The sequence below is a fragment of the Kitasatospora sp. NPDC053057 genome, from assembly GCF_044546945.1.
Lineage (GTDB): Bacteria > Actinomycetota > Actinomycetes > Streptomycetales > Streptomycetaceae > Kitasatospora.
The window spans coordinates 61466-81516 of sequence record NZ_JBITZP010000009.1; the positions used below are offsets into that span (position 1 = coordinate 61466).

Below are 20051 nucleotides of genomic sequence, written 5' to 3' on the forward strand. Positions count from 1 at the left end.
GGTGAATGCGATGCCTCTTGAGGGCGAGTACGAGCCGAGCCCGGCGCAGTGGGTGCGTGAACAGGTCGAGCTGTATGAGAGTTCGGATGGCACGCAGGGCACAACGCTCTGGGACACCGGCCTGCCGGTCGTCATTGTCACGATGCGCGGCGCGAAGAGCGGCAGGATCCGCAAGATTCCGCTGATGCGCGTGGAGCACGAGGGGCGGTACGCGGCGGTGGCTTCGAAGGGCGGCTTCCCGCGCCACCCGGTCTGGTACTTCAACCTCAAGGCCGACCCGCAGGTGGATCTCCAGGACGGCCCCAACCGCCAGGGCATGATGGCCCGTGAGCTCACCGGGGACGAGAGGGCCCAGTGGTGGCAGCGCGCGGTCGCCGCGTATCCGCCGTACGCCGAATACCAGGAGAAGACCGACCGCGTGATCCCAGTCTTCGTACTCGAACCCGAGCACCCGGCCGGGCCGGCGAAGGCCCCGGCGCCGACGAGGGACTGAGCTCCGGACCCCACTCACTCGGCCCGGCAGGGCGCCGCGCGGCCGGGATCAGGAGCCAAGGCACACGGATCACGGCCCCGCGCTCAGCCCGAGCCGACACCGGAAGTCGAATCCGCCGACTTCTCATGCGAGGCGGTGCCGGCGCCAACGCCCTGGGGGTACCTGAGCACCCGGTCGACCGGCGCCTCACCCGGGCGGGGCGGGCGGTGTTCGCTCGCCGGGGTCAGCGAAGCCTCTACCGACCGTGGGTACGAGTTCGACCGTTGCCCGTGAGACCGAGGCGGGCGCCCGGCCGACGTAGCGCCTGGTGCCGCCTGGTGTGGCCCGCGCTGCGGCGCAGGGCACGATGAGCGGGTCGTGGGGCCTGCGTGCGAGGATGGCAGGGCTGGTGGGAACGAGCTCCCGGGCGGTTGGGCGGTTCTCTGGCCATGGTGAACGACGACGGACAGCACCGGGGGGAGCCTCAGCAGGACGCCCTGCTGATGGTGCCGATCGCCACAGCGCTGATCCAGGCCGACGGGCGGATCCTGCACTGGAGCGGCGACGCGGAGGCACTGCTCGGTTACCGTGCCGACGAGGCGGTGGGCGCGAAGGCGGCCAAGCTGCTGACCTCGGACGAGCAGCGGCCCGAGGTGTTGGAGCTGTTCGGGGAGATCCTGGCGGGCCGGGAGTGGTCGGGGGTGTTCCCGGTGCGGCACCGGGACGGGCATCTGGTGAACCTGGAGTTCCGTACCCATCCGGTCCAAGGGCCCGGTGGGGCGCCGCTGGTGCTGGCGGTGGCCTCCGAAGTGACGACGCTGCGGCGGATCCAGGCGGATCTGGCCGTGCTGGACGGTTTCTTCACCCAGTCCCCGGTGGGCATGGCCGTCTTCGACACCGAACTGCGCTTCGTCCGGCTGAACGAGGCACTGGCGCAGACCAACGGTCTGGCCGCCGGGGCGCACCTGGGCCACCGGCTGACCGAGGTGCTGCCGGGGATCAACGCCACCGAGGCCGAGGCGGTGATGCGGCAGGTACTGGCGAGCGGCCTGCCGGTGGTGGACTTCCGTTCGCACGGCCGCACACCTGGGGATCCGCGGCGCGACCGGGCCTGGTCCGCCTCGTACTTCCGGCTGGTGGACCGGGGCGGGCGGGTGCTCGGGGTGAGCGCGACGATCATCGACGTCACGGACCGCTACCGCGCCGACGCCCGGGCAGCCCGGGCGCAGGAGCGGCTGTCACTGCTGGTGGACGCGACCGCCTCGATCGGCACCACGCTGGACCTGCGCCAGACCGCGCGCGAGCTGGCCGATGCGATGGTGCCGAGGGTCGCGGACATCAGCGGGGTGTTCGCGCTGGAGGCGCTGATCGCGGGGCGCAACGTCGAGCCGCCCGCCCCGGACGCCCCGCAGCTGGTGCGCCGCCTGGCGCTGGCGACTTCCGACCCGCTGTACCCAGCCGACGCGCTGCCGGTGGACTCGGTGTACGAGCTGCCGCCGGACTCCCCGTACGCCCGGGCGCTGATCACCGGGCGGACGGTGGTGGTGCCGTCCTGGGAGCTGTCGCCGCTGGCCGACGGCCTCAGCGAGAGCCGCCACCGGGCGTTCTTCGGCGACCGGCCGCGTTCGGTGCGGATCACGCCGCTGGTGGCACGCGGCACCACGCTCGGCATGGTGGTGTACTCGCGGCGCGGCGAGCGAGAACCCTTCGCGGAGGCCGACATCACGCTCGGTGACGAGCTGGCCTCGCGCGCGGCGGTCGCGATCGACAACGCCCGGCTGTACCTGCGCCAGCACCAGACGGTGCTGGCCCGGCAGCAGGCGCTGCACGAGGCGAAGGCCGCGCAGGAGCGACTGGCGCTGATCAACGCGGCGTCCGCCCGGATCGGCACCACGCTCGATCTCGACCGCACCGCCCAGGAGTTGGCCGAGGTGGCGACGCCCCGGCTGGCCGACACCGTGGTGGTGGAGGTGCTGGAGGAGCTGGTCCGGGGCGAGCGAGAGGTGCGGGCCCCGGCGGACGGCTCGGCGCTGCTGCGGCGGATGGCGTTCCATTCGGTGCGCGGCTCGACCCTGGCGCCGATCGACCGGCTGGGCGGGGTGCACCGCTTCTTGCCGGGTTCGCCGTACGCGTGGAGCCTGGCGAACCGCAAGCCGGTGCTGGTGCCCCGGATGGACGAGGAGGGCATGGCCTGGTTCGCCGAGGACCCGGTGCGCACCGCCGCCGTACGGGAGCAGAACGTGCGCTCGTTCATGGTCGTGCCGCTGATCGCGCGCGGCAATCCGGTCGGCGTCGCGGGCTTCTACCGGACCCTGGTGGAGCGCCCGTACGAGGACGAGGACCTCGCGCTGGCCGGGGAGTTGGCGGTCCGGGCGGCGGTGTCCATCGACAACGCGCTGCTGTTCACCCGCGAGCGCGATGCGGCCGCCGCCCGGCAGCGGGCGCTGGACGAGGCCTGGGCCGCCCAGCAGCGGCTGGGTCTGCTGAACGAGGCCAGCAACCGGATCGGCACCACGCTCGATCTGCACCGCACCGCAAGGGAGTTGGTGGACGTGGTGCTCCCGCGCTTCGCCGACTTCGTCACGGTGGACCTGCGCGACGCGGTGCTCGGCGGCGAGGAGCCGGGCCCGGTGCCGCGGGACGGGCCGGTGCTGATGCGGGCGGTGGCGGTCGGCGAGTCGGCGCCGGACGGCAGCATGGCGGCGGCCGCCGACCAGGTCGGCGAGACCTCGCAGTCGGCCGAGGTGTACGCGCAGAGCCTGCGCACCCGGCGCTCGATCCTGGTCTCCGCGGTGACCGAGGAGGACTTGCGGCGGATCGTCGCCTCCCCCGACCGGGTGCAGCCGGGGCTGGCGGCCGGGGTGCACTCGTACCTGATGGTGCCGCTGGTGGCGCGCGGACTCGTGCTGGGCGGCGCGGAGTTCGTCCGCACCCACAATCCGGTGCCGTTCGGCCCGGCGGACCGTTCGCTGGCCGAGGAGTTGGCCGCCCGCACCGCGCTGGCGATCGACAACGCCCGGCTCTACCGCCGGGAGCGGGACACCGCGCTCACTCTCCAACGCAGCCTGCTGCCACAGGAGATCCATCGCACGCTCGGCCTGGAGCTCGCCTACCGCTACCTGCCCAGCAGTGTGGTCAGCGAGGTCGGCGGCGACTGGTTCGACGTGGTGCCGCTCTCCTCCGGGCGGGCCGCGCTGATCGTCGGCGACGTGATGGGCCACGGCATCCGGGCCGCCGCCACCATGGGCCAACTGCGGACCGTGGCACGGACGTTGATCACTCTGGAACTGAACCCAGAGCGGGTGCTGCACCGGCTGGACGAGGCCACCACGGCGCTCGGCGAGGGCCAGTTCGCCACCTGCGTGTGCGTGTTCTACGACCCGGCCGACCGCAGCTGCACCGCCGCCTGCGCCGGCCACCTGCCGCCTGTGGTCGCCGACACCGAGGGCAACGCCCACCTGGTCGACCTGCCGCCCGGCGCACCGCTCGGCGTGGGCGGAGTCCCGTTCGAGAGCGTCGAGTTCACCCTTCCCGAGCAGGCCATCCTGACCCTCTACACCGACGGCCTGGTCGAGCGCCGGGGCCGCGACCTGGACGAGGGCCTGCAACTGCTCTGCCGTACGGTCGCCGCCCGGAGCCGCTCGCTGGAGCAGACCTGCGACGCCGTCCTGACCCGGCTCACCGGGCGCACCGCCGAGGACGACATCGCCGTCATCATGGCGCAGGTCCGCCCCGAGGGCGCCGACCGGATCGCCACCCTGCCGCTCACCGGCGACCACTCGATGGTCGCCCACTCGCGCCGCTTCACCCGCGAGACGCTCACCGCCTGGGGCCTGACCGCGCTCTCGGACTGGGCCGAGCTGCTCACCAGCGAGCTGATCACCAACGCCCTGGTGCACGCCGGATCCCCCACCCAGTTGCGGCTGTTCTGCAACCGGGTGCTCACCGTCGAGGTCGCCGACCGGGAGAGCGGCACGCCCCGGATCCGCCGCGCCCGCAGCGAGGACGAGGGCGGGCGCGGCATCCACCTGGTCAACGAGCTGGCGCACCGCTGGGGCAGTCGCCGGACCGCGAACGGCAAGGTGGTCTGGTTCGAGCTGGAGCTGCCGCCGGGCTTCCCGACTGCATGAACAACTGCTCGTTGTCGGCAACGGTCCGGGGGTTGTTGGCCGCCGCGACGGCCGCCGGGCTTTGCTGGTTCCACGGCGGGAGAGCCCCGACCGGACGGACCGAGGAGCCCACCATGCAGCACAACGACGCCCGCACCGTCGTCACCGAGTACGTCACCCGGCTCGCCGCGGGCGAACTGGACGCCGCCATCGCGTTGTTCGCCGAGGACGCCACCTGGACCTACCCCGGCAGCCTCGAACTCTCCCGCACCTGGCACGGCAAGCAGGAGATCTTCGGCGACTTCCTCGGCCGGGTCGGCACCCTCTTCGCCCCCGGCGGCACGCCGGCCCTCACCCTCACCCACATCCTCGCCGACGGCCCGCAGGCGGTGGCCGAGTGGACCACCGTCGGAACGGCCGCCAACGGCGCCGCGTACGAGAACCACTGCCTCGGCGTGTTCACCGTCGAGAACGGCCTGATCACCGCCGTTCGCGAGTACCTGGACACCCACCACGTGGCGCAGACCCTGCTGGCCTGAACGGCCTTCCGCCGGGCCGGTACCATGATCGCCTGCTCGCCAGGGGGTCCGGCCGACCTCCCGCAGGACTTCGGCACCACCAGGTCCCCCTCGGTGCTCGGGGTGCGCGTCACGACGGCGGTGCTCGCCGCGACCGACGGCGACCACAACGCCACTGGTCGGGGGACGCGCAGAGCATCCAGGGCTGCCTGGGTCCTCGCTCTGCCTCCACGACCGGCCATGATCCGGCGAAACGGGTGCCGGGCCGCACCTTCACGCCGCAGCCGCGGACCTCCCGCCCACCCGGCTGCTCAGTGCCCCGGCAGGCCCGCCTCCGACGCCAGGATGGCGAGGGCCTCCTGAAGGGCCGAGCGCTGGGCCGGGGTGAGGGCGGCGGTGAACCGGTCGTCCAGGTCTCGGGCGGTGGCCGTGCACCGGGCGAGGAGGTCGCGGCCCTGGTCGGTGAGGGTGAGGACCTGGCGGCGGCGGTCGGCGGGGTCACGGACCCGCTGGACGGCACCGAGCTGTTCGAGGTGGTCGGCCAGCGAGACCACCAGGCTGGGGACCACGCCGAGGCGGGCGGCCAGATCCTGCTGCGAGCCGGCCGAGGCCCCATGGGCCAGCGCGGCCATCAGGCCGACGTGCTTGGGCTTGAGACCCAGCGGCTCGATGACGGCCGCGAATCTGTCGGCGGCGACCGTCCCCAGGGTGCCGAGCCGGAACACCACCGTGGTGGGGATCCCGCCCTCCTCGTTACCGCTCTTGACATCGTCCATGACTCGAAGCATACAATTTCCATAATGATTCAGAGCTCGAATGCTTCAGATGAGAAAGGGAGTGTCGATCGTCCTGGTCGCGGTCTGAGTGCCGACCACCGCGCTGTCCCGGCCGTCAGCCTGGTCCGATGGAAGCGGACGTCAACCCACGAACCGCTCCTCAGTCCGGCAGCAGCAGGTTGACGTCACCGAACTCGTGCCACAGGTACCGCCGTTGGACCGCCTCGCGATAGCAGGCCGCAAGCAGCGGGCGGCCCGCGACGGCGGCCAGCATCAGCAGATGGGAGGCGCGCGGTTCGTGCCAGCCGGTGAGCAGGCCGTCCACCGCGCGCACCCCGCGCTCCGGGGTGATCACCAACTCCGTCCAGCCGTCGGCCTTCTGGAGCGTTCCGTCCGACGCGACGGCCGACTCCAGGGCGCGGACCACGGTGGTGCCGACGGCGATCACCCGGCCACCGCCCGCCCGGACGTGACCGACCAGCCGGGCGGTGGCCGCGGGGACGCGGAAGCGCTCGGCGTACGGGGCCTCGTGCGCCTCGGGCGAGGCCACCCCGGTGTGCAGGGTGACCGGCGCGACCAGCACGCCCCGCCCGGCCAGCCGGGCCACCACCCCCGGCGTGAACGGGCGGGCCGCGCTGGGCATTTCGCTGCTGCCGGGCACGCTGGCGAAGACCGTCTGATAGGAATCGAGCGGCCAGTCGCGGTCCACGTAGCCGTACCGGATCGCCCGGCCGTGCAGCTCCAGGTACGGCAACAGCGGCTCTGGCAGGGCGAGTTCGGCGTACCAGAGCCGGGCGGTGAAGGGCTGCACCAGCTCGGCCGCGCCGCCGGCCGGCAGGGCGATGCGCAGGCCAGGCCGCGCCGGGGACTCCTGCGGCGGGTAGTAGGCCGCCGCCGCGCCCGGCACCACCCGGCGCAACTCGACCAGGTACACGCCCTGTTGGTCCGGCTGAGCGGAGGACAGGTGCAGCGCGACCGGGGTGCCGTCGGGCAGCCGGCCCGGCAGGGCGGCCGGGAGGGTGGCCGAGTTGTTGACCACCAGCAGGTCCCCCGGGCGTAGCACCTCGGGCAGGTCGGTGAAGCGGCGGTGTTCCACGGCGCCGGTGGCGCGCCGGCCGACCAGCATCCGTACGCCGTCCCGGGCGCCGCCGCGCGCCTCCGCCGGTGCGCGGGCGGAGAGTTCGGGTGGGACGGTGACGTCGAGATCCAGCTCGGTCAGGGCCGTCATCGCCCACCCCGGTCGGTGGCCGGGGCCGCTTCCAGGTCCTCGGCGCGGTAGCGGCCGGATGGGGTGCGGTCGCGCAGCAGGCCGAGCAGAACGGGCGCGATCTGCCCCGGCAGCGGCTCGCCGGAGATGTCCTCGCCGGGGCTGGCCTCCTGCAGCATCCGGGTGCGCATGCTGCCCGGGTCGACCGCCCAGACCTTCAACTCCGGCTCCTCCCGGGCGAGTACGGCGGTGGCCAGGTCGAGGGCGGCCTTGCTGGCGCCGTAGCCGCCCCAGCCGAGGTAGGGCTCCACGGCGGCGTCCGAGCTGATGTTGAGGACGGCGCCCGAGTGGGCGCGCAGTTGGGGCAGGACGAGCTGGGTGAGGGCGATCGGGCCGAGCGCGTTGACCTCGAAGAGCTCCAGCAGGTCCGGCAGCGGGAACTCGGCCAGCCGGGGCAGCGGTTCGGCGCCGGGGCCGGAGGCGCCGTTGAGCGAGCCGGCGTTGTTGACCAGCAGACTCGCGCCGCCGAGGCCTTCGGCGGCCTCGGCCAGGTGGGCCCGGTGGTCGTCGTCGACGATCGAGCCCGGCAGGGCGACGACCTTGGTGACGGCGGCCAGGCCCGCCTCGGCCTCGGCGAGTTCGGCCGCGCCGCGGGCGGTGATCACCAGCTGCCAGCCCTCGGCGGCGAGGGCGCGCGCGAGCGCCAGGCCGAGTCCTCGGGAGGCGCCGGTGACCAGGGCGACGGGGGCGGGGACGGTGTGCGGTGCTGCGTTCATGAGGCAACGATCCCGCCGCCGGGGCGAGCGGCGGATCGGTCGCCCGGCTTGGGACCGGGTCATGCGTTCGTCCTAGATCGACGGGCCGTCCTAGGACCCGGCCGCCCAGTCCTGGGGGTCGGTCCAGGCGGCGAGGGTGCGGCGGCGGTGTCAGCTCGCCCAGCGCGGCCTCGCGGTGGCCGTGAGCAGCCGGGCGGCGGAGCGGCGCACGGCGGCCAGGGCGACCGCGTGATGTGGGAACCGGGCGCTCCTGCCGCTGATCAGCCCGGATGAATTACCGGCGGTCCCGCACCTCCACCGGTGTGTACGGCCGACCGATCGGGTACCGGTGCTCAGTCCATTCCATCCGTCTTCCCATCCGGCCCGCACGGCCCGGACCTGGAGGTCCGCATGTCCACCGACTCCAGCGCACGGAACTGCCCGTTCGACTTCGCCGAAGCCCTTGAGTTCGACCCGACGCTCCGGCAGCTCATGAACGACGCACCGGTCAGCCGCATCCGCCTCCCCTACGGCGAGGGGGAGGCTTGGCTCGTCACGGGGTACGACGACGTGCGCACAGTGACCACTGACCGGCGTTTCAGCCGCCACGCCATCGTCGGCCGGGACTTCCCGCGGATGACTCCCGAGCCGATCGTCCAGGCCGAGGCGATCAACGTCATGGACCCGCCCGCCAGCGCCCGCCTGCGCAGCCTGGTGTCCAAGGGCTTCACACCCGACCACATCGAGCGGATGAGGGACCGTACCCAGCACGTGGTGAACGAGCTGCTGGACCGCATGCGGGACCAGGGTCCCCCGGCCGACCTCATGGAGCACCTGGCCCACCCGCTCCCGCTGATCACGATCTGCGAGGTCCTGGAGATCCCCGAGGCCGACAGCGCACAGCTGCGCGCCAACGCCCGGACGATGATGAACATGGACCTGGACAACAAGCCGGACGCGGTGCGGGCCAAGGCCGACCTGCGGGCGTACTTCGCCGAGCTGACGGCCGAACGGCGCAGGAACCCCGGTGACGACCTGATCAGCGCGCTGGCCACGGCCCGCGACGGGGACGAGGTCCTCGACGAGCGGGAACTCACCGTGATGGCCATGGTCCTGCTGATCACCGGCCAGGACACCACGACGTACGAGCTCGGCAACCTCTCGTACACCATCCTCACCCGGCCGGACGTGCGCGCCACCCTGCGCGAGCGGCCCGAGATGCTCCCCCAGGTGATCCAGGAGATGCTGCGCTTCATCCCCTTCCGCAAGGGCGTCGGCATCCCCCGGGTGGCCCTTGAGGACGTGGAGCTGAGCGGGGTGACTATCCCGGCGGGGGACATCGTGCACGTCTCCTACCTGACCGCCAACCGGGACGGCCGCAGGTTCGAGCGGCCCGACGAGCTGGACCTGGAGCGGACCAGCCCCTCCCACATGACCTTCGGCTGGGGCGCGCACCACTGCCTCGGCGCACCGCTGGCCATCACCGAACTCGAAGTCGCCCTCGGGACTCTGCTGGAGCGCTTCCCCGGGATCGCGCTGGCGAAGCCGGCCGCGGAACTGGCGTGGAACACCTCGTCGATCTGGCGCTATCCGCTCGGGCTGCCTGTCACCTGGTGACGGTGCCCCCACGCTCCGGCGCTCGCCCGCCGCCACCTCGCTTCCGGCATCGCCGCGCACATCGGCCCGCGCACCTTGGAGTGCGCGGGCCGACGTGCGTGCTGGACCCACCTTCCGTAAATTGGGCTGACGTGGCCCGAACCAACTCACGGCCGGCGTGACCGCCCGCACAGCGAGCATCCGATCCTCGCTCTGCCTGCTCGTCTGCCGCGCTGTTGGGCCCCGCCCGGTGAGTCCCGCCGCCGCGCCGGCGCCACGCGTCCGGTTCGCAGCGGCTGCCGTCGAGTACTGATTCCCCGCCTCGCGAATTCCCCGCCTCGCCAGGGTCGCACCGGGAACTCCGCCCGTCAGGAGGAAGTCCCATGGCCGTTCTGTGTAAGCCGGCGATAGCCGTGCCGGAGCACGTCATCACCAACGAGGAAACCCTCGAACTGGCGCGCAGGCTCCACCACGACCATCCCCAGCTCGATCTGGCGTTGCGCCTCATCAAGAACACCGGGGTGCAGAAGCGGCATCTGATCCAACCCATCGACGTGGTGCTGAAGCACCCGGGGTTTGACGAGCGGAGCGCCGTCTTCGAGACGGAGTCCAAGGCACGCGTCCCGGCGGTGGTGATCAGGGCCCTCGAAGCGGCCCAAGTGGAGCCGTCACAGATCGACCTGATCGTCTATGTGTCGTGCACCGGTTTCATGATGCCGTCGCTCACGGCGTGGCTGATCAACAAGCTGGGCTTCCGGCCGGAGACCCGGCAGCTGCCGATCGCCCAACTGGGCTGTGCGGCCGGCGGCGCGGCGGTGAACCGGGCCCATGACTTCTGCTCGGCCTACCCGGGCGCCAACGTGCTGATCGTGGCCTGCGAGTTCTGCTCGCTGTGCTACCAGCCCACCGACCTGGGCGTGGGATCGCTGCTGTCCAACGGCCTGTTCGGCGACGGGATCGCCGCCGCCGTGGTCCGGGGCGAGGGCGGCACCGGGATCCGGTTGGAGCGCAACGGCTCGTACCTCATCCCGAACACCGAGGAGTGGATCTCCTACGCGGTCCGCCCCACCGGATTCCACTTCCAGCTGGACAAGCGTGTCCCGGGGACGATGGAGCCCCTGAGCCCTGCCCTGCGTGCGGTGGCGGAGCAGCACCAGTGGGACGTGGGCATGCTGGACTTCTACATCATCCACGCCGGCGGTCCACGGATCCTGGACGACCTGAGCCGCTTCCTGGGGGTGCCGCCCGAGGCGTTCCGCTTCAGCCGGGCCACCCTCACCGAGTACGGCAACATCGCCAGTGCGGTCGTGCTCGACGCCCTGGCCCGGATGTTCGACGAGAAGTCGGCTCTCAACGGCCACCACGGGCTGCTGGCCGGGTTCGGCCCGGGCATCACCGCCGAGATGTCCCTGGGCACCTGGGCGGCGCCCGGTTCCTGACCGAGAAGTCGAGCCGCTCCCCCATCCGATCCTTCGTCCGGCCGTCGGCACACCCCCGGCGGCCGGCCCAGACGGGAGCCGTTACCCGCGCGCCGCCATGGCCACCACGCGGGAACCGGCTCCCGTACTCGCCCCGGGCTCTGGAGGTGCCTGTGAAAACCGAGGACGCAACCCCCGGGAACCCCGTTCCCCCCGCTGTAGCGCGACGACCACTGCTGGCGGCGGCCGGGCTGATGCCGGTGCTGGTCGGCCTGGCGGGGGATGCGGCCATGGGGGCGGCCGCGGCCCATGATTCCGGCCACATGGGGCCCACCCCCGTCCCGGTGACCACCCGCGAGACGGACTGGGGCGACGTCGCGCACACCCTCGGCCGCCCGGGCAACCTCATCCGCACGACCTACCACCACACGCCCTTCCCGCGGCACGACCTGCGCGTGGTCAGCCGCGGCGTCACCATCACCCCCGGGCTCGCGCTGGGCTCGCACGCCTCCTTCGCCCGGTACGACGACGGCAGCACCCTGATGATGGGCGATCTGGTGGTGACCGCGGACGAGCTGCCGGCGTTCACCGACGCCCTTCAGGCTCAGGGGATCGCCCTGACCGCCATCCACAAACACCTGCCGGCGCAGTCGCCGGACGTCTGGTGGACCCATGTCTGCGCGCACGGCCACGACCCCGTGGCACTGGCCCGCGGGCTGCGGACCGCGCTCGACCGCACCGGCACTCCAGCACCGCGCCCGCCCAGACCGCTCCGGCCCCTCGATCTGGACACCGCCGGCATCGACGCCGCACTGGGAGCCACGGGCAACAGCGGCGAGGACGTCCATACGTGCGTCTTCGTACGCCGCGAGACCCTCGTCGACGAGGGGCACGTCCTGCCACCCGGCCTGGGCGCGACCTCGGCCTTCAACTTCCAGCCGCTCGGCGGGGGACGGGCCGCGCTCAGCGGCGACCTCGCCATGGTCGCCACCGAGGTCCAGGAGGTGCTCGGGGTGCTGCGGCAGGGCGGCATCGAACTCGTCGAACTCCACAACCACGGCCTGACGGACGAACCGCGCCTCTTCTTCACCCACATCTGGGCCCAGGGCGATGCCTTGGACCTGGCCAGATCGGTCCGCCGCGCGGTCGCCGCCACCAATGTCGTACCGGCCACCACCTGAATGACCGGCGGAGACACCCGGCCGTGCCGGGGATGCCGGCGTCCCGCGCGGATGCGGTCGCGATGCGGAGCGCGCGAAGCCCGCTGATACTGAGCCAGCGGGGCGGTTACCAAGCGCGGTGCGAGCCGCACGGTCAGCCACCACCAGGCCCGCGCACCGTCGTGTGCGCGGCAGCCGCTGGGCGGGGCGGCCGGCGACCACGGCCGGAGACCATCTGCCCGGCGGCATACCGACCGCCGGGTCCCGGACAGAGAGACCGAGGATGCTGAACCGACGAGACCTCCTCAGGGCCGCCACCATAGGCGGCCCGGTGGCCCTCCTCCCATGGGGCCTCACACCGAGCCTGGCCCAGATCGCGCCAGCCGCACTGCCTGCCGCTCAGGCCAGGTCGGAGCCCAGGGGGCGGGCCGCCCGGATCGTCCCCTTCGCGCACGCCATGCGGGTGCCCCCGGTGCTGAGTCCGGTGTCGCGGACGGATTCCTCGGACCTGTACAAGCTGCGGATGGCCGAGAGCGAGGTGGAGATCGTCAAGGGGCTGCTGACCACCGTCTGGACCTACGGCGACTGCTTCCCCGGTCCGACCATCCGGGCGGTCAAGGGCCGGGAGGTGGTGGTCGAGCAGACCAACGACCTGAGCGTGCACACCTCCGTCCACCTGCACGGCGGCCATGTCCGGTCGCGGTACGACGGCCTGCCGATGGCCCTCGTCATGCCCGGCGAGACCCGCGAGTACCGCTACCCCAACGAACAGGTGGCCGCCTCGCTCTGGTACCACGACCACGCGCACCAGCTGGAGGCCGAGAACGTCTACCGCGGCCTGGCCGGCGCCTACCTGCTCAGCGACCCGCACGAGAGCAGCCTGCCGCTGCCGAGCGGTGAGTTCGACATCCCGTTGCTGATCCGGGACGCCCGGATCGAGACGGACGGCAGGCTGGTCTACACCGACCCGTACGAGTGCCCGCACATGCTGGTCAACGGCAAGGAGCGGCCCTACTTCGAGGTGGCGGCGCGCAAGTACCGCCTGCGGGTCTTCAACGTCTCGCCCAACCGCCACATATCGCTGCGCCTGGCCGACGGCGAGCCGTTCACCCAGATAGCCTCCGACGGCGGACTGCTCGCCGAGCCGGTGAAGTTGGACGAGCTGACCCTGGCCGGCGCCGAACGCGCCGAGATCGTGGTCGACTTCGCCCGCTACCCGGTCGGCGAATCGGTGGTGCTGGAGAACACGGCCGCGCTGAAGACGGAGCGGCCCGAGGTGCTGCGCTTCGACATCACCCGGACGGCCGAGGACCGTAGCCGGATACCGGACGTCCTGGCCACCCTGCCGCCGATCCCGCGTGCGACGGTGCACCGGGAGTTCGAGCTGACGACCTTCCCGGACACCAGGATCAACGGGCGCAAGTACGACCCGGACCGAACCGACGTGCGGACAACCGTCGGTACCAGCGAGATCTGGACGATCCACAACCGCCTGACCCGCCGGCCGGCCGGGGTCTTCCACGCCCCCCACTCCTTCCACACCCACCTGGTGCGGTTCCGCGTGCTGGACCGCGACGGGGAGCCGGTCGGCCCGGCCGAGGCCGGGCTGAAGGACACCGTCCCGATCCATCCGGGCGAGACCGTCCGGATCGCCATGACCTGGGGCGACTACCCGGGCCAGTACGTCTATCACTGCCACCACATGGTGCACTCCTCGCACGGCCAGATGGGCCGGATCGACGTGCTGCCCTCAGAACCGGAGGGCCGCGGCAAGGAGTCGGACGAGGCCTCGGCCAACTCATCCTCGTCCTCGGAAGCCTCGATGTCCGGAGCCGGCCGGTCCGGATCGTCGGCGTCCGGAACCGGTCGGCGGCAACGGCGGCGGCGGCACGGTCGGCACCACCACGGGCACCGCGTCGCCGTCCGAGCCTGACCCTGTCGGGGATCTCGGCGTTCAACTGTCCGTGATCACGGTGGTGAGCCAGTCTCGCGGGTAGGAGCCCGCGAGACTCCCGAGGAGTGCGGGGCGGTGGGCGGTGCCGCGTTCATGCCCCCTCCGCGATCGCGCCGCGGGGTCGGACGGCCGATCGGCCACCGGGCCGGGGCCCGTCGTTCGCCGGACCTAGGACGCGCCGAAGGCCCAGCCCTCGGGGTCGGTCCAGGAGGCCAGGGTGCGGCGGCTCTCGAAGCAGCGCTCGCGGCCGGTCAGCGGATCGGTGAACTCGACGACGGAGGAGAGGAGTTGGAGCGGCCGGCGGAAGTCGTCCGGGGCCGGTTCGGGCAGCACCACCGGGTAGACCGGGTCGCCGAGGATCGGCACGCCGAGCCCGCACATGTGCAGTCGCAGCTGGTGGGTGCGTCCGCTGAGCGGGCGGAGGCGGTAGCGGGCGAGGCCGTCGCGGTGGTCGAGCAGGTCGATCTCGCTCTCACTGTTCGGCGGGGCGTCGACCTCGCGGGCCGCGATCACGCCCCGTTCCTTGACGATGTGGCTGCGGACGGTGCGGGGCAGGCTCAGCGCCGGGTCGTAGGGGGCGACGGCCTGGTACTCCTTGCGGACCAGCCGGTCGCGGAAGAGCGTCTGGTAGGCGCCGCGGTCCTCCGGCCGGACCACGAACATGGCCAGGCCTGCGGTGAGCCGGTCGAGCCGGTGGGCGGGGCTGAGCGCGGGCAGGTCGAGGGTGTGCCGCAGCCGGGAGAGCGCCGTCTCGACGACGTGCCTGCCGCGCGGGGTGGTGGCCAGGAAGTGCGGCTTGTCGACGACGACCAGGTGCTCGTCCCGGTGCAGCACCTCCAACTCGAACGGGACGCGGACCTCGTCCGGCAGGTCCCGGTAGAACCACAGGTGAGCGCCGGGCCGGAACGGCGCGTCGGGCGCGACCGGCCCGTCCTCGCCGACGATCTCCCGCCCGTGCAGCGCCGCGTCGATCCGCTCGGCCGCCACGGTGGGCAGCCGCTCGACCAGGTGGGCGCGAACGGTCGGCCAGGGGCCCTCGGCCGGGAGCCGCAGGTGCACCGGGTCCACGCCGTTGCGCTGTGGGAGGGGGGAGGCCGGGCGGCGGCTCTTGCGTCTCATCTCGCGGCCCAGCCTAGTCGGGTACGCCCGGCCGTCCTTGTCCGAGGTGCCGCCTGTGGGGGGCGCGGAGCAGAGTGGACCGTGGGCCCGCTCTGCCGCTCAGCCCTGGAGGACGTGTGACCGCCGACGACGGCCTGGCCGGTGTGCCGCCACTGCACCTGCCGCGACGCACCCGGTTGCTGCTGTACGGCTCCTTCGCGCTGCTGGTCGGCGCCGTCGTGGCCGATCTGGCGAGCGGCCCCGGCACGACGCTCTCCCCCGTCCTCGCGGTGGCGCCGGTGTTGACCGGAGCGATCACCCGGACGGCCCGGGTGCCGCTGATCGCCGGGGCGATCGCCGTCCTCGCGGTCGGGCTGCTGGAGACCACCAACACCGATCTGCCGTCCGAGGTGCACGTCACCGCGCTGATCACGGTGCTCGCCGCGACGTTGGCCAGCGCCGCCAACGTCGTCCTGGTGGCGGCCCGGGAGCGGCAGCTGTACCAGGTCCGGACGGTGGCCGAGGCGGCGCAGCGGGCCCTGCTGCGCCCTCCGCCGGAGCGGATCGGGCGGCTGCGTGTGGCCGTGCGGTACGTCGCGGCGGCGGCCGAGGCACGGATCGGCGGGGACGTGTACGCCGTCGTCGACACCCGCTTCGGCGTGCGGATCCTGCTTGGCGACGTGCAGGGGCACGGGCTGCCGGCGGTGGAGACGGCGGCGGACGTGCTGGGCGTGTTCCGGGAGGCGGCGCGGACCGATCCCGACCTCACCCGACTGGCGGAGCGGCTGGACGCGGCGCTCACCGCGCGGGCGGAGGACGGTCGGTTCGCCACCGCGCTACTGCTGGACGTGGCGCCGGACCGGGGGCCGGTGACGATCGTGAACTGCGGCCATCCGCACCCGCTGCTGCGCCGCGCGGGCAGGGTGAGCGACCTGGAGCCGCCGTTCCCCGCGCCGCCGCTGGGCCTGCTCGGGCTGACCGGCGGCGGCTACCCGGCGGGCCGCTTCGAGCCGCGGCCCGGCGACCTGCTGCTCCTGCACACTGACGGCGTGTCCGAGGCCCGGGACGCCGAGGGCCGGTTCTACCCGCTGGCCGAACGTCTGCCCGGCCTGCCCGCGGTGAATCCGGCGGACCTGCTGGGCGCCCTGCTCGCGGACGTCGACGGCTGGGTCGGGGACGCCGGGCTGGCCGACGACGCGGCGGTGCTGGCGCTGCGCTGGGACCACTGAGGCCCGTGCGTCAGGAGCGGGGCCGACGGGCTGAGGCCCGGTTTGTCAGTGCCGTGTGCAAGGCTTCACGCACGGTCGACGAGGTGCCTGCCGTGCGTGCGGACCGACGAGGGGAGCGTGTCATGGGTGCCGAGGCGAGCGGGTCGTTCGAGCTGACGGCGTTCGAGCCGGTGGAGACGGAGGAGCGCGACGGCGCCTCCTTCGGCCGGGTCAGCCCGCCGCGCGGGCGGCCGATGGCTCAGAGGATCGGCTGGGTCGCCTCCAGGCGCTGGATCGCGGCCCGGACGGCCGTCGTGAAGCTCCAGAACAGCGGCAGCGTGTCGGCCCCCGCGTCGGCCCAGGTGTTACCGCCCGGGGTGAACATCGCGGCCCGCAGCTCGGTGGTCAGCTCCAGCTGGGCGCCCATGCCGAGCATGCTGCGGTTGCAGATGTTCTCCGGGTCGTCTCCGGCGAACTCCTTCTCACCGGAGACGTTCACGGCTCGGATGCCTGCTGCGGCGAACTCCTCCATCAGGTACTGACGGAGGCCGGAGTTCAGGCCGCCGACCAGTACCGCCCGGGCACCGGCCTCCAGTCCGGCCGTGGCGGTGGTGCAGCCGTGCAGCGACAGCACGTTGAGGCTGCCGGAGCACATCGCGCGGACCACGGTGTCGTCGCAGTGGGTCGAGGTGACGTGCAGCGCGCGGTTGTCGGAGGAGCGCAGGCCCTCGAACATCCAGAAGTCGTGCACCGGCCCGGCGGCCGGCGTCGGGGCGAGGTCGGCGGGGTGGTAGCCGGCGACGGCCAGGCACAGCTCGGAGGTGCCGCGCTCGATCCCACCACCGTGCGGGGCGATGACGGTGGTGCGGATGAGGGCCGTACGGTGCTGCGGGCTCTGGTCGTCGATCAGGTGCCGGCGGTAGCGGCGGCCGTAGTCCACACCCTCGACCAGGGTCGGGTCGGCGTAGAGGGCCGTGTTCGAGGGGTAGAGGTCAGCGGCGCTCGCGGGGGCACTGCCCACGGTGGCGCCGAGGGCGCTGAGGGCGGGGGCCGCAGCGAGAGCGGCGATCAGGGTTCGACGGTTGATCACGATCGGGATCATGGCGGGAGGTGGGGGATGGGCAGAGCAACGGCAAAGTCATGATCAGGTCCGCGCCGTTTCGCGGCGGAGTCGGCCTGATCGTGTGACACCGGCTCGACGGACGCGCGCCGCGCCCACGGGCATATCTCCACGCTGCCACGATGATGCGATCAGTGCACGATCAGCCTCGGAGGGTGGCGCATGCCCGGTACAGCGACGGCCCGCACGGTGACGGTCCGGACACCGGTGACGGTCGAGGAGGTGGTCGGCCGGCTGCGGGAGATCGCGGCGGCCCTGCCCCTCGCCGACGGGGTGGCGGTCTTCAACCGGCTCTACCTCACCGTCACCGAGGCGGTCCGCGACCGGCTGGCGGGCGGGTACTTCGCCGACCCGCCGGCGATGGCCGAGCTGGACGCGGTGTTCGCCGGGCGGTACCTGCTGGCCGTGGCCGCCGACGCGGCCGGACAGGAGCCGCCCGCCTGCTGGCGGCCGCTGTTCGCGCTGCGCGCCCACCCGGGCGTGCACCCGCTGCAGTTCGCGTTGGCCGGGATGAACGCCCACATCCAGCACGACCTGCCGCTGGCGGTGGTGGAGCTCTGCCGCCACCGGGGCTGCGAGCCCGCCGAGGTCGAGCAGGACTACCACCGGATCAACGGGGTGCTGGCCGAGGTGGAGTCCGTCGTCCGGGAGCAACTGCTGCCCGGGCCCGAGCTGCCGCAGTGCGCCGAGCCGCTGACCCACCTGCTCGGTGCCTGGTCGGTCGAGGCCGCCAGGGAGGGGGCCTGGTCCGCCGTCCAGGCGCTCTGGGAGCTGCGCCGGCTCCCGGCCGCCGCCCGCGCCTTCACCGCGGCGCTGGACGGCTCGGTCGGGCTGCTCGGCCACGCCCTGCTGCTGCCGCTGGTGCCGTACGACGACTGCGAGGGGCGCACCGGGCAGAACGAAGGCGCTCCCGACACAGCCGCTCCCGACACGGCTGCCTCCGACACAGCCACCCCCGACACGACCGCGGCCGCCCGGCTCCCCGAAGCGAGGAACCGGACGGCCGGCGGGAGGTAGGACGGCCCGTCCGGCAGGACGCCCGAGCGGGCGCCCGCCGGAACGGACCCGGGCGGATCAGGCCCAGCTGGAGTGCAGCGGCTTGCCCTCGGCGTAGCCCGCCGCGCTCTGGATGCCCACGATCGCCTTCTCGTGGAACTCCTCCAGGGTGTTGGCGCCCGCGTAGGTGCAGGAGCTGCGCACGCCGGCCACGATCGAGTCGATCAGGTCCTCCACGCCCGGGCGGGCCGGGTCGAGGAACATCCGGGAGTGCGAGATGCCCTCCTCGAACAGCGCCTTGCGGGCCCGGTCGTACGAGGAGTCCTGGGCGGTGCGGTTGCTCACGGCGCGGGCCGAGGCCATGCCGAAGCTCTCCTTGTACTGGCGGCCGTCGGCGGCGGTCTGCAGGTCGCCCGGGGACTCGTAGGTCCCGGCGAACCAGGAGCCGATCATCACGTTGGAGGCGCCGGCGGCCAGCGCCATGGCGACGTCGCGCGGGTGGCGCACACCGCCGTCGGCCCAGACGTGCTTGCCGAGCCGGCGGGCCTCGGCGGCGCACTCCAGGACGGCGGAGAACTGCGGGCGGCCGACGCCGGTCATCATCCGGGTGGTGCACATGGCGCCCGGGCCGACGCCGACCTTGAGGATGTCGGCGCCCGCCTCGACCAGGTCGCGGACACCGGCGGCGGAGACCACGTTGCCGGCCACGATCGGGATCTGCGGGTCCAGACCGCGCACTGCGCGCAGCGCGCTGATCATGCTCTCCTGGTGGCCGTGCGCGGTGTCGACGACCAGCACGTCCGCGCCGGCCTCGATCAGCGCCTTGGCCTTGCCCGCGACGTCGCCGTTGATGCCGACGGTGGCGGCGATCCGCAGCTTGCCCCGGGCGTCCACGGCCGGGGTGTACAGGGTGGCGCGCAGCGCGCCCTTGCGGGTGAGGAGGCCGACCAGCTTGCCGTCGCCGTCGACGACCGGGGCGAGCTTGCGGTGGGCCTCGGTGAGCTTGTCGAAGGCCGCGCGCGGGTCGAGGCCCTCGTCCAGCAGCAGCAGGTCGCGGGACATAATGTCGGCGAGGCTGGTGAAGCGGTCGACTCCCTGGCAGTCGGACTCGGCGACCACGCCGACCGGCTTGTCGTCCTCGACCACCACGAGGGCGCCGTGGGCGCGCTTGGGCAGCAGCGAGAGCGCCTCGGCGACGGTGGCGCCGGGGGTCAGGGTGATCGCGGTGTCGACCACCAGGTGGCGGCGCTTGACCCAGGAGATGACGTCGGCGATGACCTCGGTCGGGATGTCCTGCGGGATGGCGACCAGGCCGCCGCGGCGGGCGACGGTCTCGGCCATCCGGCGGCCGGCGATGGCGGTCATGTTGGCGACGACGAGCGGGATGGTGGTGCCGGTGCCGTCGTTCGAGGAGAGGTCCACGCCCTGCCGGGAGCCCACGGCGGAACGGCTGGGGACCATGAAGACGTCGTCGTACGTCAGGTCGTACGAAGGCTTGAGGTCGTTCAGGAAACGCATGAATGGGCTCTCTGGCTGGGAGAAATTACACCTCGGGTGCGGTTGCGGCGGAGCCGTCGGGGCGCACTCGGGCGCCCGGCACCCAGCATTCGATTCTCCGTGAGCGCGGCGCCAAAAGCCAGTTCGAGCAGCATTGCTGGGGATGT

Annotated in this window: 15 protein-coding genes; 9 read left to right on the plus strand and 6 right to left on the minus strand. The window is 72.8% G+C overall.

Annotated features, from left to right (window positions below; all coding sequences use genetic code 11):
• The first annotated feature begins 10 nt into the window (after window positions 1–10).
• From ACIG5E_RS12605 to ACIG5E_RS12615, 3 genes are all read left to right on the plus strand, one after another.
• Complete coding sequence (locus tag ACIG5E_RS12605; RefSeq protein WP_396533374.1) at window positions 11–493, plus strand: nitroreductase family deazaflavin-dependent oxidoreductase; 483 nt, start codon at window positions 11–13, stop codon at window positions 491–493.
• Window positions 494–921: 428 nt separating this feature from the next.
• Window positions 922–4602, plus strand: a complete 3681-nt coding sequence (locus ACIG5E_RS12610; RefSeq protein ID WP_396533376.1) for a SpoIIE family protein phosphatase — start codon at window positions 922–924, stop codon at window positions 4600–4602.
• Window positions 4603–4715: 113 nt separating this feature from the next.
• A complete protein-coding gene (locus ACIG5E_RS12615; RefSeq protein WP_396533377.1) occupies window positions 4716–5120 on the plus strand; it encodes a nuclear transport factor 2 family protein in 405 nt (134 codons plus the stop codon).
• Between the two features lie 290 nt (window positions 5121–5410).
• Here ACIG5E_RS12615 and ACIG5E_RS12620 read toward each other — a convergent pair whose 3' ends face one another.
• The 3 genes from ACIG5E_RS12620 to ACIG5E_RS12630 all read right to left on the minus strand — a co-directional run bounded on the left by ACIG5E_RS12620 (window position 5411) and on the right by ACIG5E_RS12630 (window position 7858).
• Complete coding sequence (locus tag ACIG5E_RS12620) at window positions 5411–5875, minus strand: MarR family winged helix-turn-helix transcriptional regulator (protein WP_396533378.1); 465 nt, start codon at window positions 5873–5875, stop codon at window positions 5411–5413.
• 160 nt (window positions 5876–6035) lie between these two features.
• Window positions 6036–7103 (minus strand): S-adenosylmethionine:tRNA ribosyltransferase-isomerase, encoded by a 1068-nt coding sequence (locus tag ACIG5E_RS12625; RefSeq protein WP_396533380.1) that lies wholly within the window; start codon window positions 7101–7103, stop codon window positions 6036–6038.
• Window positions 7100–7858 (minus strand): SDR family NAD(P)-dependent oxidoreductase, encoded by a 759-nt coding sequence (locus ACIG5E_RS12630; protein WP_396533381.1) that lies wholly within the window; start codon window positions 7856–7858, stop codon window positions 7100–7102. The genes ACIG5E_RS12625 and ACIG5E_RS12630 overlap by 4 nt, the downstream gene beginning before the upstream one ends.
• Window positions 7859–8248: 390 nt before the next feature.
• On the opposite strand from ACIG5E_RS12630, the gene ACIG5E_RS12635 reads away from it, so the two are divergent.
• The 4 genes from ACIG5E_RS12635 (at window position 8249) to ACIG5E_RS12650 (ending at window position 13944) form a co-directional block, all read left to right on the plus strand.
• Entirely contained in the window at window positions 8249–9454 is a 1206-nt protein-coding gene (locus ACIG5E_RS12635) for a cytochrome P450 (RefSeq protein ID WP_396533382.1), read from the plus strand.
• Window positions 9455–9816: 362 nt separating this feature from the next.
• The gene (locus ACIG5E_RS12640) at window positions 9817–10872 is read left to right on the plus strand and encodes a type III polyketide synthase (RefSeq protein WP_396533383.1); all 1056 of its coding nucleotides are present in this window, start codon (window positions 9817–9819) and stop codon (window positions 10870–10872) included.
• A 302-nt stretch (window positions 10873–11174) separates the two neighbouring features.
• Window positions 11175–12032, plus strand: coding sequence for a DUF1259 domain-containing protein (locus ACIG5E_RS12645; RefSeq protein WP_396533385.1), 858 nt, complete (start codon window positions 11175–11177; stop codon window positions 12030–12032).
• Between the two features lie 310 nt (window positions 12033–12342).
• Window positions 12343–13944 (plus strand): multicopper oxidase family protein, encoded by a 1602-nt coding sequence (locus tag ACIG5E_RS12650; RefSeq protein ID WP_396533386.1) that lies wholly within the window; start codon window positions 12343–12345, stop codon window positions 13942–13944.
• Between the two features lie 189 nt (window positions 13945–14133).
• Here the strand turns inward: ACIG5E_RS12650 and ACIG5E_RS12655 are convergent, their stop codons facing one another.
• A complete protein-coding gene (locus ACIG5E_RS12655; protein WP_396533387.1) occupies window positions 14134–15084 on the minus strand; it encodes a pseudouridine synthase in 951 nt (316 codons plus the stop codon).
• Window positions 15085–15200: 116 nt separating this feature from the next.
• Here ACIG5E_RS12655 and ACIG5E_RS12660 point away from each other — a divergent pair, with 116 nt between their 5' ends.
• On the plus strand, window positions 15201–16292 hold the full coding sequence (locus ACIG5E_RS12660) for a PP2C family protein-serine/threonine phosphatase (RefSeq protein WP_396533388.1): 1092 nt from the start codon (window positions 15201–15203) through the stop codon (window positions 16290–16292).
• A 238-nt stretch (window positions 16293–16530) separates the two neighbouring features.
• Here ACIG5E_RS12660 and ACIG5E_RS12665 read toward each other — a convergent pair whose 3' ends face one another.
• Complete coding sequence (locus ACIG5E_RS12665) at window positions 16531–17373, minus strand: poly-gamma-glutamate hydrolase family protein (RefSeq protein ID WP_396533389.1); 843 nt, start codon at window positions 17371–17373, stop codon at window positions 16531–16533.
• A gap of 180 nt (window positions 17374–17553) precedes the next feature.
• Between ACIG5E_RS12665 and ACIG5E_RS12670 the strand changes: the two genes are divergently transcribed.
• A complete protein-coding gene (locus ACIG5E_RS12670; RefSeq protein ID WP_396533390.1) occupies window positions 17554–18408 on the plus strand; it encodes a DUF5995 family protein in 855 nt (284 codons plus the stop codon).
• Between the two features lie 57 nt (window positions 18409–18465).
• Here the strand turns inward: ACIG5E_RS12670 and ACIG5E_RS12675 are convergent, their stop codons facing one another.
• Window positions 18466–19905, minus strand: a complete 1440-nt coding sequence (locus ACIG5E_RS12675; protein ID WP_396533391.1) for a GuaB1 family IMP dehydrogenase-related protein — start codon at window positions 19903–19905, stop codon at window positions 18466–18468.
• Window positions 19906–20051 lie beyond the last annotated feature (146 nt).

Bases quoted from the DNA above. Each gene is read 5' to 3' on its own strand.
- ACIG5E_RS12615 (WP_396533377.1), top strand. From the start codon at position 4,716: ATGCAGCACAACGACGCCCGCACCGTCGTCACCGAGTACGTCACCCGG.
- ACIG5E_RS12605 (WP_396533374.1), top strand. From the start codon at position 11: ATGCCTCTTGAGGGCGAGTACGAGCCGAGCCCGGCGCAGTGGGTGCGT.
- ACIG5E_RS12675 (WP_396533391.1), bottom strand. From the start codon at position 19,905: ATGCGTTTCCTGAACGACCTCAAGCCTTCGTACGACCTGACGTACGAC.
- ACIG5E_RS12645 (WP_396533385.1), top strand. From the start codon at position 11,175: ATGGGGCCCACCCCCGTCCCGGTGACCACCCGCGAGACGGACTGGGGC.
- ACIG5E_RS12640 (WP_396533383.1), top strand. From the start codon at position 9,817: ATGGCCGTTCTGTGTAAGCCGGCGATAGCCGTGCCGGAGCACGTCATC.
- ACIG5E_RS12610 (WP_396533376.1), top strand. From the start codon at position 922: ATGGTGAACGACGACGGACAGCACCGGGGGGAGCCTCAGCAGGACGCC.
- ACIG5E_RS12655 (WP_396533387.1), bottom strand. From the start codon at position 15,084: ATGAGACGCAAGAGCCGCCGCCCGGCCTCCCCCCTCCCACAGCGCAAC.
- ACIG5E_RS12665 (WP_396533389.1), bottom strand. From the start codon at position 17,373: ATGATCCCGATCGTGATCAACCGTCGAACCCTGATCGCCGCTCTCGCT.
- ACIG5E_RS12630 (WP_396533381.1), bottom strand. From the start codon at position 7,858: ATGAACGCAGCACCGCACACCGTCCCCGCCCCCGTCGCCCTGGTCACC.
- ACIG5E_RS12625 (WP_396533380.1), bottom strand. From the start codon at position 7,103: ATGACGGCCCTGACCGAGCTGGATCTCGACGTCACCGTCCCACCCGAA.
- ACIG5E_RS12670 (WP_396533390.1), top strand. From the start codon at position 17,554: ATGCCCGGTACAGCGACGGCCCGCACGGTGACGGTCCGGACACCGGTG.
- ACIG5E_RS12620 (WP_396533378.1), bottom strand. From the start codon at position 5,875: ATGGACGATGTCAAGAGCGGTAACGAGGAGGGCGGGATCCCCACCACG.
- ACIG5E_RS12635 (WP_396533382.1), top strand. From the start codon at position 8,249: ATGTCCACCGACTCCAGCGCACGGAACTGCCCGTTCGACTTCGCCGAA.